This window comes from Saprospira grandis DSM 2844, from assembly GCF_000275825.1.
GTDB lineage: Bacteria > Bacteroidota > Bacteroidia > Chitinophagales > Saprospiraceae > Saprospira > Saprospira grandis_A.
This window is the reverse complement of record NZ_JH719942.1, coordinates 1,669,021-1,688,289: the sequence shown is the minus strand read 5'-3', so window position 1 is coordinate 1,688,289 and position 19,269 is coordinate 1,669,021. Positions and strand designations below refer to the sequence as shown.

The following is a 19,269-nucleotide window of genomic DNA, read 5'->3' as shown; positions in this document are numbered from 1 at the left end:
AACGCATGGATTGACGCATTCAAAATTTTACTCATTCGTTTTGAAAGAAAAGCCGACAACTGGGCGAGTCTACACTATTTAGCCTTTATACTTATTTTCCTAAAACGAAATTTTTAAACAAACTCATATAATATATAGAGGGACAGTCTTTTTTTGAGGGGCTGTCCTTTTTTATGTTTTGGGGCCTCCGCTGCGGCTTCGCCTTGCGGCGCTACGTTTTGGGGCTCGCAGGTCTGCTCGGCCCTGCGGCGGCTTTGCCGCCTAGGTCTGGCCTGACGGCCACCCCGCCACATCGCTAGGCCGCTCATCGGTTTATCTTAGGTTGGGCGGTTGTTTTCAGCCTTTTGGTCCAACTGCGTTTAGGGGCGGCGAAGCCGCCGGCTTAGGGATGGAAAAGGGGGCGGCGCAGCCGCAGACCGAGCAAAAAACTTGTTTTTTGCGAAGGGCCGAGCAGGCCTGCGAGCCCTGGCACAGCCCGGCCCGCCTGCAGGGCGGGCAAGCCCCAAAAAAGGAAAGAGTTGCAGATAAATAGGGTAGGGGAGGGGGGGAGACGGCTAGAAAGTTGTATTTTTGCGCCAAATTTAAAAAGAAAGAGATGCAAAAAGAGAGTCAATTATTGGAATTGCAGCAGATTGTGGTAGAGCAGAAAGCCGCTTTATTGAAGGTGGTAGAGACCATAAAAGAGGAGGGCGTATCTAATTACCCTATTTTGTGGATGTATACGGGTTCGGCTCGGCCAAATTTGGGAATTTATTTGGGAGAACTGGCTGAGGGCGTTTGGCAGCATGGGGCTACGACCTTAGAGGAGCTCTATACAAAAGGTATTGTGGAGGCAGAAAAAATTGATAATTTTCGGGCTTTGTATAATCACAAAGGCGGGCACTTCTGCGTTTTGATGATGAGTTTGGAGCAGACCGAATTGGTTTTTTTGCCTTACAGCCTAGTAAAAAACGAGAATTAGAAAAGAGGAGGTTGGGTAGAGGGGAGAAGAAAAGGCTTGAAAGTTGTATGCGCTAGAAGAAATTTGAATATTTTTAGCAAATTTTTATACTTGAGCCTTAAAAATTAACGTTTTGGGGAGGTGAAAGCAGAAAATCTCTGCAACAAACTGTTATTTTTGCAAGATAATAGGCCCAATAGGGCTAGAACTTAAATAGACATCGAACTAGATGGACAGTAGGACTACCGCAACAACATCATTCTATACTACCGCAAAATTAGAGAACCCTATGTATCGATTAAGACAACTATTAGTTGCCTGCAGTCAGCTTGCCCTAGTGGTATTGCTGAGTTTCGCATTTCAGCAGGAGGCCAAAGCTACCCACGTTATGGGGGCGGATTTGGCTTGGGAATGCGTGGGGCCGAATCAGTATCTGTTTCGCTTGAATCTGTATCGAGATTGTAATGGAGTAAATTTGGGAACAACGGCCCGGATTACGATTAACGGCTGTGGATTGAACAGCAGTTATACGTTGAATCGGGTGACAGGTTACCCGCAGGATATTACGCCATTGTGTCCCTCTGAGCCTACTGCATGTAGTGGTAATGGGGCTTATGGGGTAGAATCTTTTTTATATGAGCGAGTAATTACTTTGCCTGCGGGATGTACTGATTACCGAATTTCCTATCAGTTGTGTTGTCGAAATAGGGCGATCACGACCTTGACGAATGGAGGTGGAGAGTCTTTATATATTGAGGCGCATATGGACAACACCTTATCGCCATGTGATAATTCGCCACAATTTTTGAATATCCCGACGGCTTTTCTTTGTCGGAATCAGCCGGTATTTTATAACCATGGGGGCTATGACCCTGATGGGGATTCTTTGGTTTACTCCTTGATTGATTGTGAGGAGGCCAGAAATAATCCGGTAGAATACTCTGGTGGATTTGGGGGAACGACTCCCTTATCCTCTTCTTCGGGGATCAACATTGATCCGAACACGGGGGCGATAGCCTTTACACCTACCACACAGCAAGTAGGTGTACTTTGTGTTTTGGTAGAGGAGTATCGGGCTGGTGTAAAGATTGGGGAAACGGTTCGTGACCTTCAGTTTACGGTATTGAATTGTTCGAATACATTGCCTGCAGCTACTGGGATTGACTTAGCTACGGGGAATGGTGTGATTGATTATGAGGTTACCTCTTGTTTTGGTAATGCTTTGTGTTTTGATATTTTGGGTTCTGATCCTGATGGGAACAATGTATTGATGTATTGGAATGGTGCTATTCCTGGTGCCACCTTTACGACCACACAGATCAGCGGTGATTCTGTTTTGGGTCAATTTTGTTGGAATCCTACAGTTGCTGATGTTGGGCAACACACCTTTACGGTAACGGTACAAGATGATGACTGTCCTTTATTAGGGGCCAATACATTTACCTATACAGTGAATGTAATTGCAAACCCCAACCCTGCGGTAACGGCATTGCCTGACACGACAATTTGTGCGGGAGAGTCGGTGCCTTTGCAAGCGGTAGCTAATGCGCCTACAGCGCCTACAGTAATTGATAGTATTGTATGGTCGCCCAATACGGGCTTAAATACGAATCAGGGGGCAAATGTTATTGCCACGCCTGCTATTACAACTATATATCAGACGACTATTTATTATTCTGATGGTTGTACGACTAGTGATTTTGTTGTGGTTAATGTACAGGATGACCCTATGGTGGCGGTAACGCCTAATGGGGTAAATGCCTGTTCGGGGTCTTTAGTGACCTTGGTGGGTGCTGCGGATCGTGCGTCTTATACCTTTGAGTGGTTTGATCCTACTGGAGCTTCTATGGGCTCGGGTAGTGTAACTGGGGCGCAGTCTTCTATTGACATTACTTTGCCTAATGTTACGGACTCTACAATTTGCTATGATGTTGTTGTGAGTGATCCTGTCACGGGTTGTACAACTACAGAGCAAGCTTGTTTGGTGATTGGGCCACCTCGCGGACCTGTAGAGTGTATCAATATCTATGTATCGCCTACAGCTAGTGCTACCGGTGCGGGTACGCAGTTTGATCCTACAACGATTGAGACGGCGATTGCGCGTTCGTCTTGTAACAATACAGTAATTAAGATGGCCCAAGGGGTGTACAATATTGACACTACCTTAAACATCACAAGCTTTTTGACTATTGAGGGTGGATTTGATCCTACTAACTTGTGGGAGAAAACATCTGATGTAGCACAGACTGTAATTAACAGAACCAATGCAAACCCCTTAGGTTTTGCAAATGCTTATCAACTCATTGCGATGAATGCCTCGAATGCGCAGGGATTCCGTTTGCAAGATTTGACGATTACCACAGATGATGCAGACTCTTTGGGTATGTCTACTTATGGTCTTCGTTTGACGAGCTGTTCTGACTATAATATTGTACGCTGTTCAGTTTCTGCTGGATCTGCTGGAGACGGAGCTTCTGGAACTACTGGTTCTATTGGTTTTGATGGAGATCCTGGTGGGGATGGTGTTGCTGGTTCAGCAGGTATTCTAGATACCTATGCCGGTGGTGGTAATGGTGGATCTGGAGGGGGACTTTCTGGTTTTGGTAACGGGGGCTCTGGAGCTTCTGGTGGCAATACTGGTATTCCTTTGCCTGGTGATGGTGGAGATAGTGCGTCTGTTGCCAGTTCTTCTGGTGGCGGCGGTGGCGGCGGTGGAGCCGGTAATGTGCACTCGCCCTCTGTTGTTGGTGCTCAAGACGGTGGTGGTGCTGGATCTGGAGGTATTCCACCTGATGTAAATGGTTTGGGCGGAAATGTAACTTCTGTTCCTTGTCCTACTGGAGCAACTGGACTTGGTGGTGGTGCTGCTGCTGGTACATCTGGTTCTCCGAATGGAGCAAATGGTACCGTGGGTACTTCTGGAGCAAACGGTGCAAATGCGCCTGTTGGTCCTGCTCCAACTGCTTTGGCATTTTTCTTCCCTGGTACACAAGCTCTCCAAGGCCAAAATGGTATTGGTGGAACTGGTGGTTGTGGAGGAGGAGGAGCCTATGCTGCAGCGCCTAACACCGGTGGCGGTGGTGGCGGCGGCGGCGGCGGTGCTTCTGGCGGTATTGGTGGTTTTGGTGCCTATGGTGGTGGAGGCTCTTTTGGGGTCTACATCTACAGCAACGGAGCCAATGGTAATATTCAAGATTGTAATATCACTACATCTACTGCAGGTGTTGGTGGAACTGGTGGACTTGGTGGCGCTGGTGGCACTGGTGGCACTGGTGGCACTGGCGGACTATCTGGTGGCGGAGTAAGCCAAGGTGGCGCTGGTGGCCGTGGTGGTGATGGTGGTGCTGGTGGCCGTGGTGGTAATGGTACTTCAGGTTATTCAGTAAATGTTATGGTATCTTCTGCTGTAGCTTCACAACCACTAGTTAATGCTGACTCTCTTTATGACTTTACTGTAGAGCCAGTCATCATTGTAGAAAATGTAAACTGTACGAAAGCAACCGTTCGTTTTGAAGATACTGGCTTGCCTGTTGGTAACCCTGGTGCGGGTTTCAATATCACAGATTGGGACTTTGATGTGATTGGCAACCTAGCTAATCCTACTAATGGTATTCATAACCCTGACACGACTCAATATGATAGTGTTGGACGTTATACTATTGCTCATTCGGGCTTTAATTATACAGACTTTCATAATATTGCCTTTGATGGGGCCTACCAACCTACTATTTCAAGTACAGCAAACTTGATTGGAAATGATACTTTCCAGCTTTGTGTAGGAGAAACAGCTAGTTTCTGTAGTGATATCTATGCGGACTCTATTATTTGGAACTTTAGTGGGGCTATTCCTAACCCTATTGATGTTCAATGTACGCCTAATGCGCAATTTAATGTAGCTGGCTTCTATGTTGTAGAGCTACAGCTTATCACAGACTGTTGTGGAGACTCTCCTTTAGATACAGCTTATTTGTATGTTGACCCTGTGCCTACAGCAACAGCTGCAAATCCGGTTAATGATATTTGTAAAGGAGAAACAGCTACTTTGACCTTGAATGGTTTGAGCCCAACAGATTCTGTTATTTGGTCTCCCACTGTAGGAAACTTGACGGTAACCTCTCAGGGTACTGTAGATGTTACTCCTAATGATAGTACAACTTATATTGCTACTATTTACTCTGTAACAGTAACCAACGGTCAGACTCGTCTGTCTTGTCCTTCTTCTGTTTCTTTTGATGTTAATGTATACCCCGACCTTGATCCTAACCTCAGTTCAACAACCACTATTTGTGGTAATGATGGTACAGCTACTGCTGCTCCTTTGAATGGTTCTGGGAGTTATGACTTCAACTGGTCTAATGGCGTAGTGGAGACAGCTGTTGCTAGCTCTACAATTAGCGGTCTTCCTGTAGCTGGTTATACTGTAACAATTACAGATGCGAATACAGGTTGTGATACAGTGGAAACAATTTTTGTTTTTGCTGGTCCAACTCAACCTAGCGTTCAATTAGACTCTTTGGTAGATGTTAGTTGTGCGGGGGGGGCTGATGGATTTGTTCGCATGACTACTATTGATGGAACTGCTCCATATGATTATGTATGGGATAATGGTTTTGTAGAAAACAACGTTTTGACAACAGAGCAAACTGGTTTGGCCCAAGGCGTCTACTGTGTTACTGTAACTGATGACAATGGTTGTTCTTCTTCTACTTGTGTAACAGTAGGAGAGCCTGATCCTTTAGTAATTAACTTAATCCAAGTAGATACTGTAGACTGTAGCTATGATGCGGATGGAGTAATTGAAGTAGAGGCACAAGGTGGTACGGGGCTATATACTTACAGTTGGTCTGGAACTGCCCAAACAACGGCTTTGGTAACAGGCTTAACAGGTGGTCCTGCCACTTCCTATACAGTAACAGCTACTGATGAAAACGCTTGTACTGCAATTTTGACTGTAAACATGCCTGTCAAGTATCCTGTTACTCCTCAGGTTGTACAAACAGCACAAATTCTATGTAATGGAGATAGTACGGCTGTAATTCGTGCTGGAGCAACAGACGGAGTTGGTCCTTACGAAGTAGCCATTTCTGGTCCTATATCAGCAATTGATACTCAGGCTGCTGGTGCATTGGCCACACCTGTGACTTTTGCTAACCTACCAGCAGGAACTTATGACATTACAGTTACTGACATCAATACAACTCCAGGTTGTTCTGCAGTAACTAATATTGTAATCAATGAGCCTGCACTACTAAGTAGTTCAACTGCTTTGGATCAGGATGTTAGCTGTAACGGCAGTACTGATGGCGCTGCAACAGCAACCGCAACGGGCGGAACAGCCCCTTACACTTATCTATGGTCTAATGGAGAAACAACAGCTTCGGCAACAGTTCTTCCTGCAGCTAATCAATGTGTAACTATTACAGATGCTAATGGATGTACCTCATCTTCTTGTGTACTTATTAGCGAACCTATCATACATACGGTTAGTGCATCAGTAGCTACACCTTATAATGGCCAACAAATTAGTTGTGTTGGTGCTTGTGATGGTAGTGCAACAGCAGCTGGAGCTGGTGGAACCTCACCTTACACTTATGTGTGGAGTGATGGCCAAACAACAGCTACAGCTACTGCTCTATGTGCAGGAACTTATAATGTTACTTCAACGGATGCTAATGGATGTACAGCTACTGTTGTAGTAACTGTATCTGATCCTCCTGCGTTGACTGCTGCTATGAGTTCTACGGATGTCTCATGTAATGCCGGTACTGATGGAACCGCGACGGCTTCTATTTCTGGCGGTACAGGAGCATATAGTTATCTATGGGATGATGGGCAGACAACAGCTACAGCGACAAACTTGTCAGCTTCAGCATCTTTCTGCTTGACTGTAACTGATGCAAATGGTTGTACAGTTAGTGCTTGTGTTCCTGTTAACGAACCAGGAGCTGCACATACTGTCAATGCTGCAGTAAGCGCAGCATACAACGGTCAGCAAATTAGTTGTGCAGGAGCTTGTGATGGTAGCGCTACGGCAGTTGGGTCTGGTGGAACTTCACCTTACACTTATGTGTGGAGTGATGGCCAAACAACAGCTACAGCTACAGGTCTATGTGCAGGAACTTATACGGTAACATCAACCGATGCTAATGCCTGTACGGCTACGGCAACTATAACTGTGAATGACCCTCCTGCATTAACTGCAAGCAGTGCAGGAACGGATGTATCTTGTAATGCAGGAACAGACGGAACGGCTACTGTTACCGCAGTAGGTGGTACAGGCGCATATAGTTATCTATGGGATGATGGACAGACGACGGCCACCGCAGCGAACTTGTCGGCCTCTGCTTCCTTCTGCGTAACAGTAACGGATGCAAATGGCTGTACAATTAGCTCATGTGTAACAATTAACGAACCTGGCGCGGCACATACCGTAGCGGGCACAGTAGCCACTCCATATAATGGAGAGGAGATTAGCTGTGCTGGCGCTTGTGATGGTAGTGCAACAGCAGCTGGAGCTGGTGGAACCTCACCTTACACTTATGTGTGGAGTGATGGACAGGCAACGGCTACAGCGACTGGCCTATGCGCAGGAACATATACGGTAACATCAACCGATGCGAATGGCTGTACAGCAACAGCTAGCGTAACTGTAGATGATCCGGCTGTATTAACTGCAAGCAGTGCAGGAACGGATGTGTCTTGTAATGCAGGAACAGACGGAACGGCTACTGTTACCGCAGTGGGTGGTACAGGCGCATATAGTTATCTATGGGATGATGGGCAGACAACAGCTACAGCGACAAACTTGTCGGCCTCTGCTTCCTTCTGCGTAACAGTAACGGATGCAAATGGCTGTACAATTAGCTCATGTGTAACAATTAACGAACCTGGCGCGGCGCATACCGTAGCGGGCACAGTAGCCACTCCATATAATGGAGAGGAGATTAGCTGTGCCGGTGCTTGTGATGGTAGTGCAACAGCAGCTGGAGCTGGTGGAACCTCACCTTACACTTATGTGTGGAGTGATGGACAGGCAACGGCTACAGCGACTGGCCTATGCGCAGGAACATATACGGTAACATCAACCGATGCGAATGGCTGTACAGCAACAGCTAGCGTAACTGTAGACGATCCGGCCGTATTGACGCCAACAATTACATCTACTGTAGATGTGAATTGCTTTGGTCAGTCTACAGGGGCTACTACAGTAGCTGCCGCAGGTGGAACAGCACCTTATACTTATCTTTGGGATAATGGAACAACTACAACTGTTAATGCAGGCTTAGCCGCAGGAACACACTGTGTAACTGTGACGGATGCAAATTCTTGTACTGCAACAGTTTGTGCTACAGTAAACCAGCCTGCTTCAGCCGTGACAGTAAATACTGCAGTGACGTCTAACTATAATGGACAAGATGTTAGTTGCTCTGGCTCTGCAGATGGAGAGGCAACAGCAACTGCTGCAGGTGGAACAGCACCTTTGAGTTATCTTTGGACTAACGGTCAAACAACTCAAGTTGCAACAGGTCTAGCAGCTGGAACACATTGTGTCACTGTAACTGACAATTTAGGTTGTACGGCTGTAAGCTGTGTAACAGTTACCGAGCCTGCTCAAATTGCTCTAACTGTAGACAATCAAGTTAATGTAAACTGTTTTGGTGATGCAACTGGAGAAGCAACTATTGGTACTACAGGTGGAACAGCACCTTATACTTACCAATGGGATGCTGCGGCAGCTAACCAAAATACAGCAACAGCAACAGTTTTGGCTGCAGGTACTTATTGTGTAACAGTTACAGATGCTAATAATTGTCAAAATAGTCTTTGCGTAACAATTACAGAACCCACCCAAGCTGTAGCGGTAACTCTTAATGAACTCGCTCCAGTTAGTTGTGCAGGAAATACAGATGGTTCTGTAGAGGCTGTAGGTTCTGGTGGTAGTGGTTCTTTAGCTTACCAGTGGGGAACAGGAGACGTAACTTCAACACTTACTGGACTTGGCGCAGGAACATATTGTGTTACAGTTACAGATAGCTTAGGCTGTACAGTTAGTGATTGTATTACATTGACGAACCCCACTCCGTTAGTGGTAACTACAGTAAACACTGTAGATGTAAACTGTTTCGGGGAGTCTACCGGTGAAGCTACTGTAATGGGATCTGGAGGGGTAGCTCCTCTAAGGTATCAATGGGATGCTGCCGCAGGGGCTCAGACAACAGCGAATATTGTTGGTTTAGCTGCTGGTACTTATTGTGTGACGGTAACAGATGCGAATGGCTGTACTGCAACTAACTGTGTGACTATTGCCCAACCTGCAACTGCTGTTGCTGTAACTGCAACTGCTGTCTCAGATTATAATGGATTTAATGTTTCTTGTTTCGGTGATACTGATGGTTCTGCCACGGCAAATGCTAGTGGAGGAGCAGGAAACTATACTTATGTTTGGGATATTAACTCTCAAACTACACAAACGGCAACAGGTCTAGCTGCAAGTACATATTGTGTAATTGCAACAGATGCGAATGGTTGTCGCGACACTTCTTGCGTAACCTTAAATGGTCCTACTGCCGTCCAAGCGACAATTACAGATTCTGTAGATGTACTTTGTCAAGGTCAAAGTACAGGTTCAGCAACTGTTCTAGGATTAGGAGGTATTGGAAACTACACTTACAATTGGTCTAATACACAAACTACAGCTATCGCAACTGGACTGGCTGCAGGTGTATATAATGTGACGGTTACTGATGCTAACCTTTGTGCAACGGATGCTACAGTAATTATTGAAGAACCTGCTTCTTCTGTTGCTGTAAATGTAGTTTCTACTACTGATGTTTCTTGTAATGGAGGTAGTAATGGTTCTGCAACTGTTGCAGCTCTAGATGGCACCCCCGGCTATACTTATCAGTGGGATGGGGCTACAGGTGGCCAGATTGGTGCTACAGCTAATAATTTGTCTGCTGGTACTTATGCAGTAACAGCAACAGATGCAAATGGCTGTACAGCAGTCACTACAGTCACTATTGGTCAGCCAACTCTTGTTGTGGCTACAATTAGTAATATTGTTGATGTAGATTGTCGTAACGACTCAACTGGCTCAGCTACAGTTACTGCTACAGGTGGAACGCCTAATGCTGTAGGTCCCGCATACACTTATATTTGGGATGCTAATGCAAATGGCCAAACTACGGCTACTGCAACCGGCCTAGCTGCTGGTTCTTATGACGTGACTGTAGTTGATGCAAATGGTTGTACTTCGGTGGCTTCTGCTACTGTTTCTCAGCCTGCTGGTTTGGTAGATGTTACTGCATCTATTACTTCAAACTTTAACGGTCAAGATGTGAGCTGTGCTACTGCAGCTGATGGAGAGCTTACTGCTACAGCGGTAGACGGCACTGGACCATATACTTTTGCATGGTCTAATGGTGCTACAACTGCAATCGCTCCAAATGTTGCAGCAGGTACTTACACCGTAACAGCAACAGATGCAAATGGCTGTACTGATACAGCTATTGTTACTGTTATTGCTCCTGCAGTTCTTACTGCAACAGCTACTGTTGGTAATGATGTAGCTTGTAATGGAGGTGCCAATGGACAGGCTACAGTAGCTGCTATTGGTGGAACAGCACCTTATACTTATATTTGGACTGATGGACAAACTACAGCTACTGCAACTGCTCTATCGGCAGGAACACATTGTGTAACTGTTTCTGATGCAAATGCTTGTCAGAATGTTGTTTGTGTTAATATTACTGAACCTGCAACAGTGGTTCAGCTTACAGAATTAACTAATAACTCTCCAAACTGTGTAGCTGGTAACGATGGTAGTGCATCTGTTGTGGCAAGCGGTGGTGTTGCCCCTTATACTTACGAGTGGGACGGTAATGCTGCTAGTCAATTGACGGCAACAGCAATTAACCTAAGTGCTGGAGCATACAATGTGACTACAACTGATGCCAATGGTTGTACTGCAGTAACAACAGTTACTGTTGTAGATCCTGCTGCAATCACAGTTGTTGGAACAACAGTAGATGTAGACTGTAGAGGAGATTCTTCTGGATCTATTACGCTTGCTGTAAGTGGAGGAGCTACTCCTTATAACTACAACTGGTCAACTGGTGCATTTACTGCAAATTTGATGAACCTCTCAGCTGGACTTTATACGGTAACCGTAACCGATGCAAATGGCTGTGTGCAAACTGCATCTTATACAATTACAGAACCTGCTACAGTATTTACGCTAGCATTGAGTGTAACTGATATCTCTTGTAATGGAGGTAGTGATGGATCACTTACTGCAAATACTGCAGGTGGTGTAGCTCCCTACAACTATGTATGGGATTTGGGTGGACAAACAACTCAAAGTATTACCAACCTTGCAGATGGTGCCTACTGCGTAACGGCTACCGATGCAAATGGCTGTGTGCAACAAGCTTGTACTACTCTAACTGAACCTACTCTAGTGAATGCAGCTGTTGTCTCTACTACAGATGCAAGCTGTAACGGAGGTTCTGATGGAACAGCTACTGTAGCTGGAACCGCTGGAACTCCTGGTTATACCTATCAGTGGGATGCTAATGCAGCTAACCAAACGACTGCTACAGCGACAAACTTGAGCGCTGGTCTAAGTCCTTACTCAGTTACTGTAACTGATGCAAATGGTTGTACTGCACAAACTAGTGTAATTATTGGTGAACCTGCTTCTTCTGTATTAGCTACAGCTAGTGAAGTGGCTGCCGTTAGTTGCTTTGGCGGAAATGATGGTGAAGCACTTGCTGCCGCTACAGGCGGAACGGCTCCTTACACTTATCTATGGGATGCCACTGCTGCTAGTCAAACTACAGCTACTGCAACTGGATTGTCTGCTGGAAACTTCTGTGTGACTGTAACAGATGCAAACGGTTGCTCGGATGTAGTTTGTGTAACTATTACTGAACCTACACAATTGGTAGCAACAGTCACTTCTACTACAGACGCAAGCTGTAATGCAGGCAATAATGGTACTGCAACAGTAACAGCTACTGGTGGAACAGCTAACTATAGCTATCTCTGGGATGCTAATGCAGGCAACCAAACAACGGCTACAGCTGATAGCCTAGCTGCGGGTACTTATAATGTAACCGTAACTGATGCAAATGGCTGCCAACGTGTCGCTACTGCAGTGATCTCGGCACCTAGCAATGCTTTGAATGCAAGTATTACAATTACTTCAAACTATAATGGAGCTCAAATTTCTTGTAACACCTTCGCTGATGGTGAAGCTACAGTTAATGTAGTTGGTGGTACTGGAACTTATTCTTACCAATGGTCTTCCGCAGGAGCACCTACCACAGCCTCTGTAACGGGACTAGCTGCTGGTATTGTTGGTGTCACTGTAACCGATGCAAATGGTTGTGTTGCTGTAGATACGGCTCAGCTGATTGCACCAGTGGCTCTTGTCGGAACAGTTAATACTTCTGATGTTTCTTGTTTCGGAGGAAATGATGGAGTGGCTACGGTCACTGCAACTGGAGGAACAGGAACCTATACTTATCAATGGGATGATGCTGCAGCCCAAACTACAGCTACAGCTACTGGCTTAGTTGCCGGCCCTGTTTGTGTCACTATTACAGACGCAAATGGCTGTCAAACGGTAAGCTGTGGTTCTATTGCTGAACCCGCAGCTGCACTTGCATCTTCTGCTACTGTTGTTGCAAATCCAGCCTACAACGGTCAAGATGTTAGCTGTAATGGAAGTGCTGATGGTACTATCGCTGTAAGCACTACTGGAGGAACAGCCCCTTATACTTATAACTGGAGCAATACCGCAACTACTGATACTGTTGTTGGTGTAGCTGCCGGTACCTATAACGTTGTCGTTACAGATGCAAATGGTTGTCAAACTACAGCCTCTGTTACTGTAACTGAACCTACTCAGGTTACTGTTGCTGTAGTCTCTACTGTAGATGCTACTTGTAATGGTGGTACTGATGGAGAAGCAACGGTAACAGCTAGCAATGGTACAGCACCCACAGGTACTTACACTTACCTATGGAATGACCCTGCTGGACAAACTACAGCTACTGCTACTGCTCTCGCTGCAGGTTCATACACCGTGACTGCTACAGACGAAAATGGATGTCAAGCCACACAAACAGTAACTATTGGACAACCACTCATCGCTGTGAATGCAACAGTAAATATTACTTCAAACTATAATGGTGCTGAAGTAAGCTGTCCTACAACTTGTGATGGTGAAGCTAATGTGACAGCTGCCGGTGGAACCGCTCCTTATACCTTCCAATGGGATAATGCTGCAGCCCAAACTACCACTACTGCAACTGGCCTCTGTGCAGACACACTTTATAGTGTAACGGTAACTGATGCTAGTGGCTGTACAGATATCCAAACAGTAACACTTAGCGCACCAGCTCAAATCGTCGCCACAGCTGTGGTTGACAACGATGCAAGCTGTAATGGCGGCAACGATGGTGCAGCTACAGTAACGGCTACTGGCGGAACTGGTACTTTGACTTACCTATGGCCTAGTGGAGAAACTACAGTTTCTGCTACTCAACTATTTGCCGGCAACAACTGTGTGACTATTACAGATGATAATGGCTGTACAACAACTGCCTGCGTTACTATCGCTCAGCCTGCTAACCCATTACTGCTTTCTGTAGTTAATGATACTTTGTACAACGGACAGCAAATTACTTGTAATGGAGCTGCTGATGCTGCTATTAGTGTAGCAGTAGCAGGTGGTGTTCCCGCTTACTCTATCCAATGGAGTAACGGACCTACTACAGCTAGCCAAACTGGCCTCGATGTAGGAATGTACTACGTTTCTGTTACTGATGCTGGCGGATGTACTCAAATCGATTCTATCGAGATCTTAGAACCTAACCTAGTTAATGCTACAGTAGCTAGCCAAACTAATGTTGGCTGTCTAGGTGACTCTTCAGGAGCATTTACTATCGCCGCTACTGGTGGTACTCCTGGTTATACTTATGATATTGGTAATGGACCAGTGTCTAGCAATGTATTCAATAATCTACCTGCTGGCTTCTATAGCGTAACAGTAACAGACTTGAACTATTGCTCGACTACTATTTCTGTAACTATTACAGAACCCGCTGCAGTACTTACTGCTTCAGCAATCGTAACTTCAAATTATAATGGAGCAGATGTTAGCTGCTTCAATAGCTGCGATGGCGAAGCTACAGTTACTGCCGCTGGCGGAACAGCACCTTACACTTACGTATGGTCTGCAAATAACCAGTCTACTGCAACAGCCACTAACCTTTGTGGTGGAGCAAACTATAGTGTACAAATTACGGATGCGAATGGCTGCCAAGCTACAGCTACTGTAACTATCGCTAATCCTACTCCTGTTGTAGCTAGCCTACAGTCTACTGTAGATGTACTCTGTAACGGAGATGCAACTGGTCAAGCTACTGTAACCTCTACTGGTGGTACAGCTAACTATACTTACGATATCGGAAATGGTCCTCAAGCTGCAAATACCTTCACTAACTTAGCTGTAGGAAACTATGAAGCTACTGTTAGCGATGCAAATGGCTGCTTTACTACTGTTCCTTTCGTAATCAATGGTCCAGCTGCACTTACTTCTACTATCAATGTTACCTCTAACTATAATGGCACCCAAATTAGCTGTGCAGGAGCCTGCGATGGTGCTGCTACAGCTGTAGGAGCCGGTGGAACAGGTACTTATACTTTCCAATGGAGCAATGGGCAGACAAGCTTTACAGCAACAAACCTTTGCAACAATGCCTATGTAACGATCACCGATCAAAATGGCTGTTCTGTTGTAGACTCTGTAACGCTTAGCGAACCTAGTCTGCTTACATTGGCTGTAGTTAACCAAGTAGATATTGGATGTGCAGGTGCAACTGCAGGCTCTTTTGAAGTACAAGCCTCTGGTGCTACTCCTAACTATACCTTCGATATCGGAAATGGTCCTCAAGCAAATGGTATCTTCTCTAATCTAAGTGTAGGTACTTACTGCGTGACCGTTACAGATATCAATGGTTGCTCTGATATTATTTGTACTACGATTACTCAAGGTTCTTCTATGAACTTGACCACTCAGGTAATCTCAAATAATAATGGCTCTGCTATTAGCTGCGCAAATAGCGCAGATGGCGAAGCCTCTGTATCCGTAACAGGTGGAACCGCTCCTTATACTTACCTCTGGGATAACGGCCAAACTACCACTATCGCAACTGGCCTAACTGGTGGTACACACTGTGTAACAGTAACAGATGCTAACCTATGTGATGCTGTTGCTTGTGTAACAATCACTGGCCCTGCCGCACTTGATATTACAGTCATCGATTCTACTGAAGCTAGCTGCTTCGGCCAAGCCGATGGCGCCTTCACTGTAGCCGCTACAGGTGGTGTTGCTCCTTATATCTACTCTGTAGACAACGGAAATACCTTTACTAACCAAGTTACTTATAACAACTTGGCAGGTACTGTAGCCGGAATCAACTATACTGTAATTGTTCAAGATGCCAATGGCTGCCAAGACACTGTAATTGCTACCGTTTATGCACCCACTCAAGTTCAGCTTATTCTAGTCAATGAAAATGACGTAAGCTGTGCTGCTGGAAATGATGGTAGTGTCTCTGTTACAGCTACAGGCGGAACCGCTCCTTATACTTATAGCTTCCAAGGTGGTGCCTTTGACACAACCTCTAGCTTCCCCGACCTTATCGCTTCTAGCTACACTATCGTAGCTCAAGATGCAAATGGTTGCCAAGCTAGCTTGCCCGTAACGATTTCTGAACCTACCCCGCTAGTGTTGAGCATCGATACGACAATCAACCCCAGCTGTAACCTAGATTGCGACGGTCAAATCCAGCTTTCTGCAACAGGAGCTACCGCTCCTTATAGCTTCTCGATCGATGGCGGAAATACTTTCCAAGCTGTAGGTGCCTTCAACGGCCTTTGTGAAGGAAATTATACCGTGATGGTCATGGATGCTCAAGGTTGTACTCGTACTCGTGCGATCTTCCTAGATGATCCCGATCCCGTCCGTGTAGATGCTAGTATCACTGGAACGATTTCTTGTAATGCCGCAGCCGATGGCGAAGCAACTGCTGTTGCCGTAGGTGGAACTGGAACATTTACTTACCTCTGGTCTCCTTCTGGTCAAACTACAGCTGTAGCCACTGGCCTAGATGCTGGAGTAGTTCACAGCGTGGTCGTTACAGATATCAATGGCTGTTCTGCTACTGATTCTGTTATCCTTACAGAACCTGTTGCCCTAGCTGCAACAGTAACTCTACAAAATGATCCCACTTGTAATGGAGATAACAACGGTGCAATTAGCATCCAAGCTAATCCTACTACAGGTACTGGTCCTTATACTTATGATATCGGATCTGGCGCAACTAATAATGGCGTATTTACCAACCTAAATGCAGGTACTTACAACATTACAATTGCCGACGCCAATGGCTGCTCTATCGTCGAGACAGTAACACTCAACGATCCTGCTCCTTTGGCTATTCCTCAAGCTGTAGTTACTTCTGACTACAATGGTCAAGATGTAAGCTGTAATGGCGCTGATGATGCTAGCGTAATTGTGCCTAGCCCAATTGCTGGCGGTATCGCTCCTTATAGCTTCCTCTGGTCTACCGCTGATACTACTCAGGCTGTCTCTGGCCTAGGAGCTGGCACTTATGTAGTCACTGTAACTGATGCAAACGGTTGCTTCGATACTACTTCTGTAGTAGTCACTGAACCTACTCTTCTTGCTGTAACTGCCACGGCTGTAGCTGCTGGCTGTAACGGCGGAAGCGATGGAGAAGTAACTGCCGTAGGAACTGGTGGAACTGCACCTTATGCTTACGAGCTTAACGGAATAACCAATATTACTGGAGTCTTCTCTAACCTTACTCCTGCTAGCTACATTGTCAATATTACCGACGCTAATGGCTGTACAAATAGTACGCAAGTTCAGGTCAATGATGGTAGCACAATAAATAGCGGTATCGCTGTTACTTCTAACTATAGCGGATTTGATATCAGCTGTGTTGGAGCCACAGACGGTGAAGCTGCTGTAAGCGTTTCTGGTGGACAAGCACCTTATGCCATCCTTTGGTCTAATGCCGCTAACACCGATACTATTACTGGCCTAGCTGCCGATACTTACTATGTGACTATTACTGATGCCAATGGTTGTACTACAACCGACTCTGTAGTGGTTAGCGATCCTAGCCCACTCGACTTAGTCGTTGCTAGCACTATCGATCCTAATTGTGGAAGCACTGCCGACGGTAGCATTACTGTTGCCGCTAATGGCGGAGCCGCTGGATACCTTTACAATATCAACGGTGGCCTTGCTCAGTCTTCTCCCACTTTCGCTAACCTCGGCGGTGGAACTTACACCATCGAAGTCGTAGACAATAATCTCTGTAGCTCAACTCTTACTCTTGATTTGACCGCCCCAGATACCCTTATTGCTCTACCTAGCGCTACAGATGTAAGCTGTAATGGCCTACAAGATGGTACGGTAACTACCACTGTTACTGGTGGTACTCCTTACCCCAACGGTGGATATGTCTACAACTGGTCTCCAATTGGCCAAACAACAGCCAATATCGGAAACCTACAAGGTAATGTGAACTACACCGTAACCGTAACTGATGCCAACGGATGTTCTGATGTTCAAACTGTATTTGTGGCAGAACCCACAGCCATGCAGGCCAATATCCTCGATATCCAACATGTTACTTGTAACGGAATCAATGATGGTGAACTTACGCTTAACCTCTTCGGTGGAAACGGCGGCTATGATTACTCTCTAGATGGAGGCGCTAACTTTACGCCCGTAACAACTAACCCGCTTGTTCTTACCGGACTCGCAGGTGGAACTTACCAAATCGTTATCCGCGACTCTAGCTCTATTAGCTGTGAAATTCCCGTCTCTGTAGAAATCTTGGAAACTGACGGAATTACAGTAGATGTAACAACTACCCCTGTTTCTTGTGTAGGCGATGAAGATGGTGCCGCAAGCGCTATCGCTAGCGGTGGTACTGGACCCTATAGCTTCGAATGGTCTGCTAACGCAGCCACGCAAACTACACAAACAGCTACCGGCCTAGATGCTAACTTTATTGATAGTGTCTTCCAAGCCGCACCTTACTTTGTTATCGTTACCGACGCTAACGGCTGTACAGATACTTCTGCCGCTGTAGGTGTCGCAGAACCCGATACATTGAATATTAACCCTGTTGTGGACCAAAATGTAAGCTGCTTCGGCGCCGCCGACGCTAGCATTAGTATCAACCCCACAGGCGGAAATACCATTGACGGATTTACTGTTCTCTGGGATAATGGAGCCACTACAACTACGCTCTCTGACCTAGACGGAGATATCTTCTATACAGCTACTGTAACTGATGCTAAAGGTTGTGAAGAAGTAACAACCGTATTTGTTGATGAACCCGATCCTATCGTTGCCGGATTTACTACCGACTCTGTGAGCTGTTTCGCTGGCAATGACGGCCTTATCCAAATCGATTCTAACGGAATTACTGGTGGTACGCCTTTCAATGGCACCGACTACGAGTTTAGCCTAGACGAAAACGGTCCTTTCACTTCTAATGCGATCTTTAATCAAGGTCAAGAAGCTGGAATCTACACGGTCTTTGTACGCGACTCTAATGGTTGTGTGCTCGAGGTAGATAGCCTAGCTATCTTTGAACCCGCTCTGTTGACGGTACAAGCCTTCAGTGACCAAACTATCCGAATGGGTGAAGAGGTGACTGTAAACGCTAGCGTGAACTCTGTAAATATCGATAGTACGCTAATCAACTGGTCTTATGTTGATCAAGATGGTAACCAAAATGTGCTTTGCCAAGGTGGCGATTGCTTCGAGCTTACTCTCGGTGATCTCAACCAAACTACTCAACTGACCTTCGATCTAGGTACGCCTTGTAACGATACCGCTTCTGTTATGATTACCGTTAATGAAGCCCGCTCGATCTTTGTACCAAACGCCTTTACGCCTAACGGCGATGGCTCTAACGATGTCTTTACCGTCTACGGATCTGTAGATATTGAGCGTATCGACAAGTTCATGGTATTCGACCGCTGGGGTGAATTGGTTTATGAAGCTACTGACTTCGCACCCAATGATCCTTCTGCCGGATGGGATGGTACTTTCCGCGGTAAACTTATGGATCCCGCTGTATTTGTCTACTATGTCGAGTTTACTACAGTAGATGGCAAAACCGCTGAGGACGGAAATGTCCGCAAAGGTGATGTTACCCTACTCCGATAATATCTGAATATGGAAAAAGGGCCCAATTAAGGGCCCT

2 protein-coding genes are annotated in these 19,269 nt (G+C 45.8%); both read left to right on the top strand.

The window, feature by feature from the left end; translation table 11 throughout:
* Positions 1-595 precede the first annotated feature (595 nt).
* The gene (locus tag SAPGRDRAFT_RS07635) at positions 596-961 is read left to right on the top strand and encodes a hypothetical protein (protein ID WP_002658471.1); all 366 of its coding nucleotides are present in this window, start codon (positions 596-598) and stop codon (positions 959-961) included.
* Between the two features lie 268 nt (positions 962-1,229).
* Positions 1,230-19,232 carry a gliding motility-associated C-terminal domain-containing protein gene (locus SAPGRDRAFT_RS23090; RefSeq protein WP_002658470.1) on the top strand — a complete coding sequence of 6,001 codons (18,003 nt, stop codon included), beginning with the start codon at positions 1,230-1,232 and terminating at the stop codon, positions 19,230-19,232.
* The last annotated feature ends 37 nt before the right edge of the window (positions 19,233-19,269 follow it).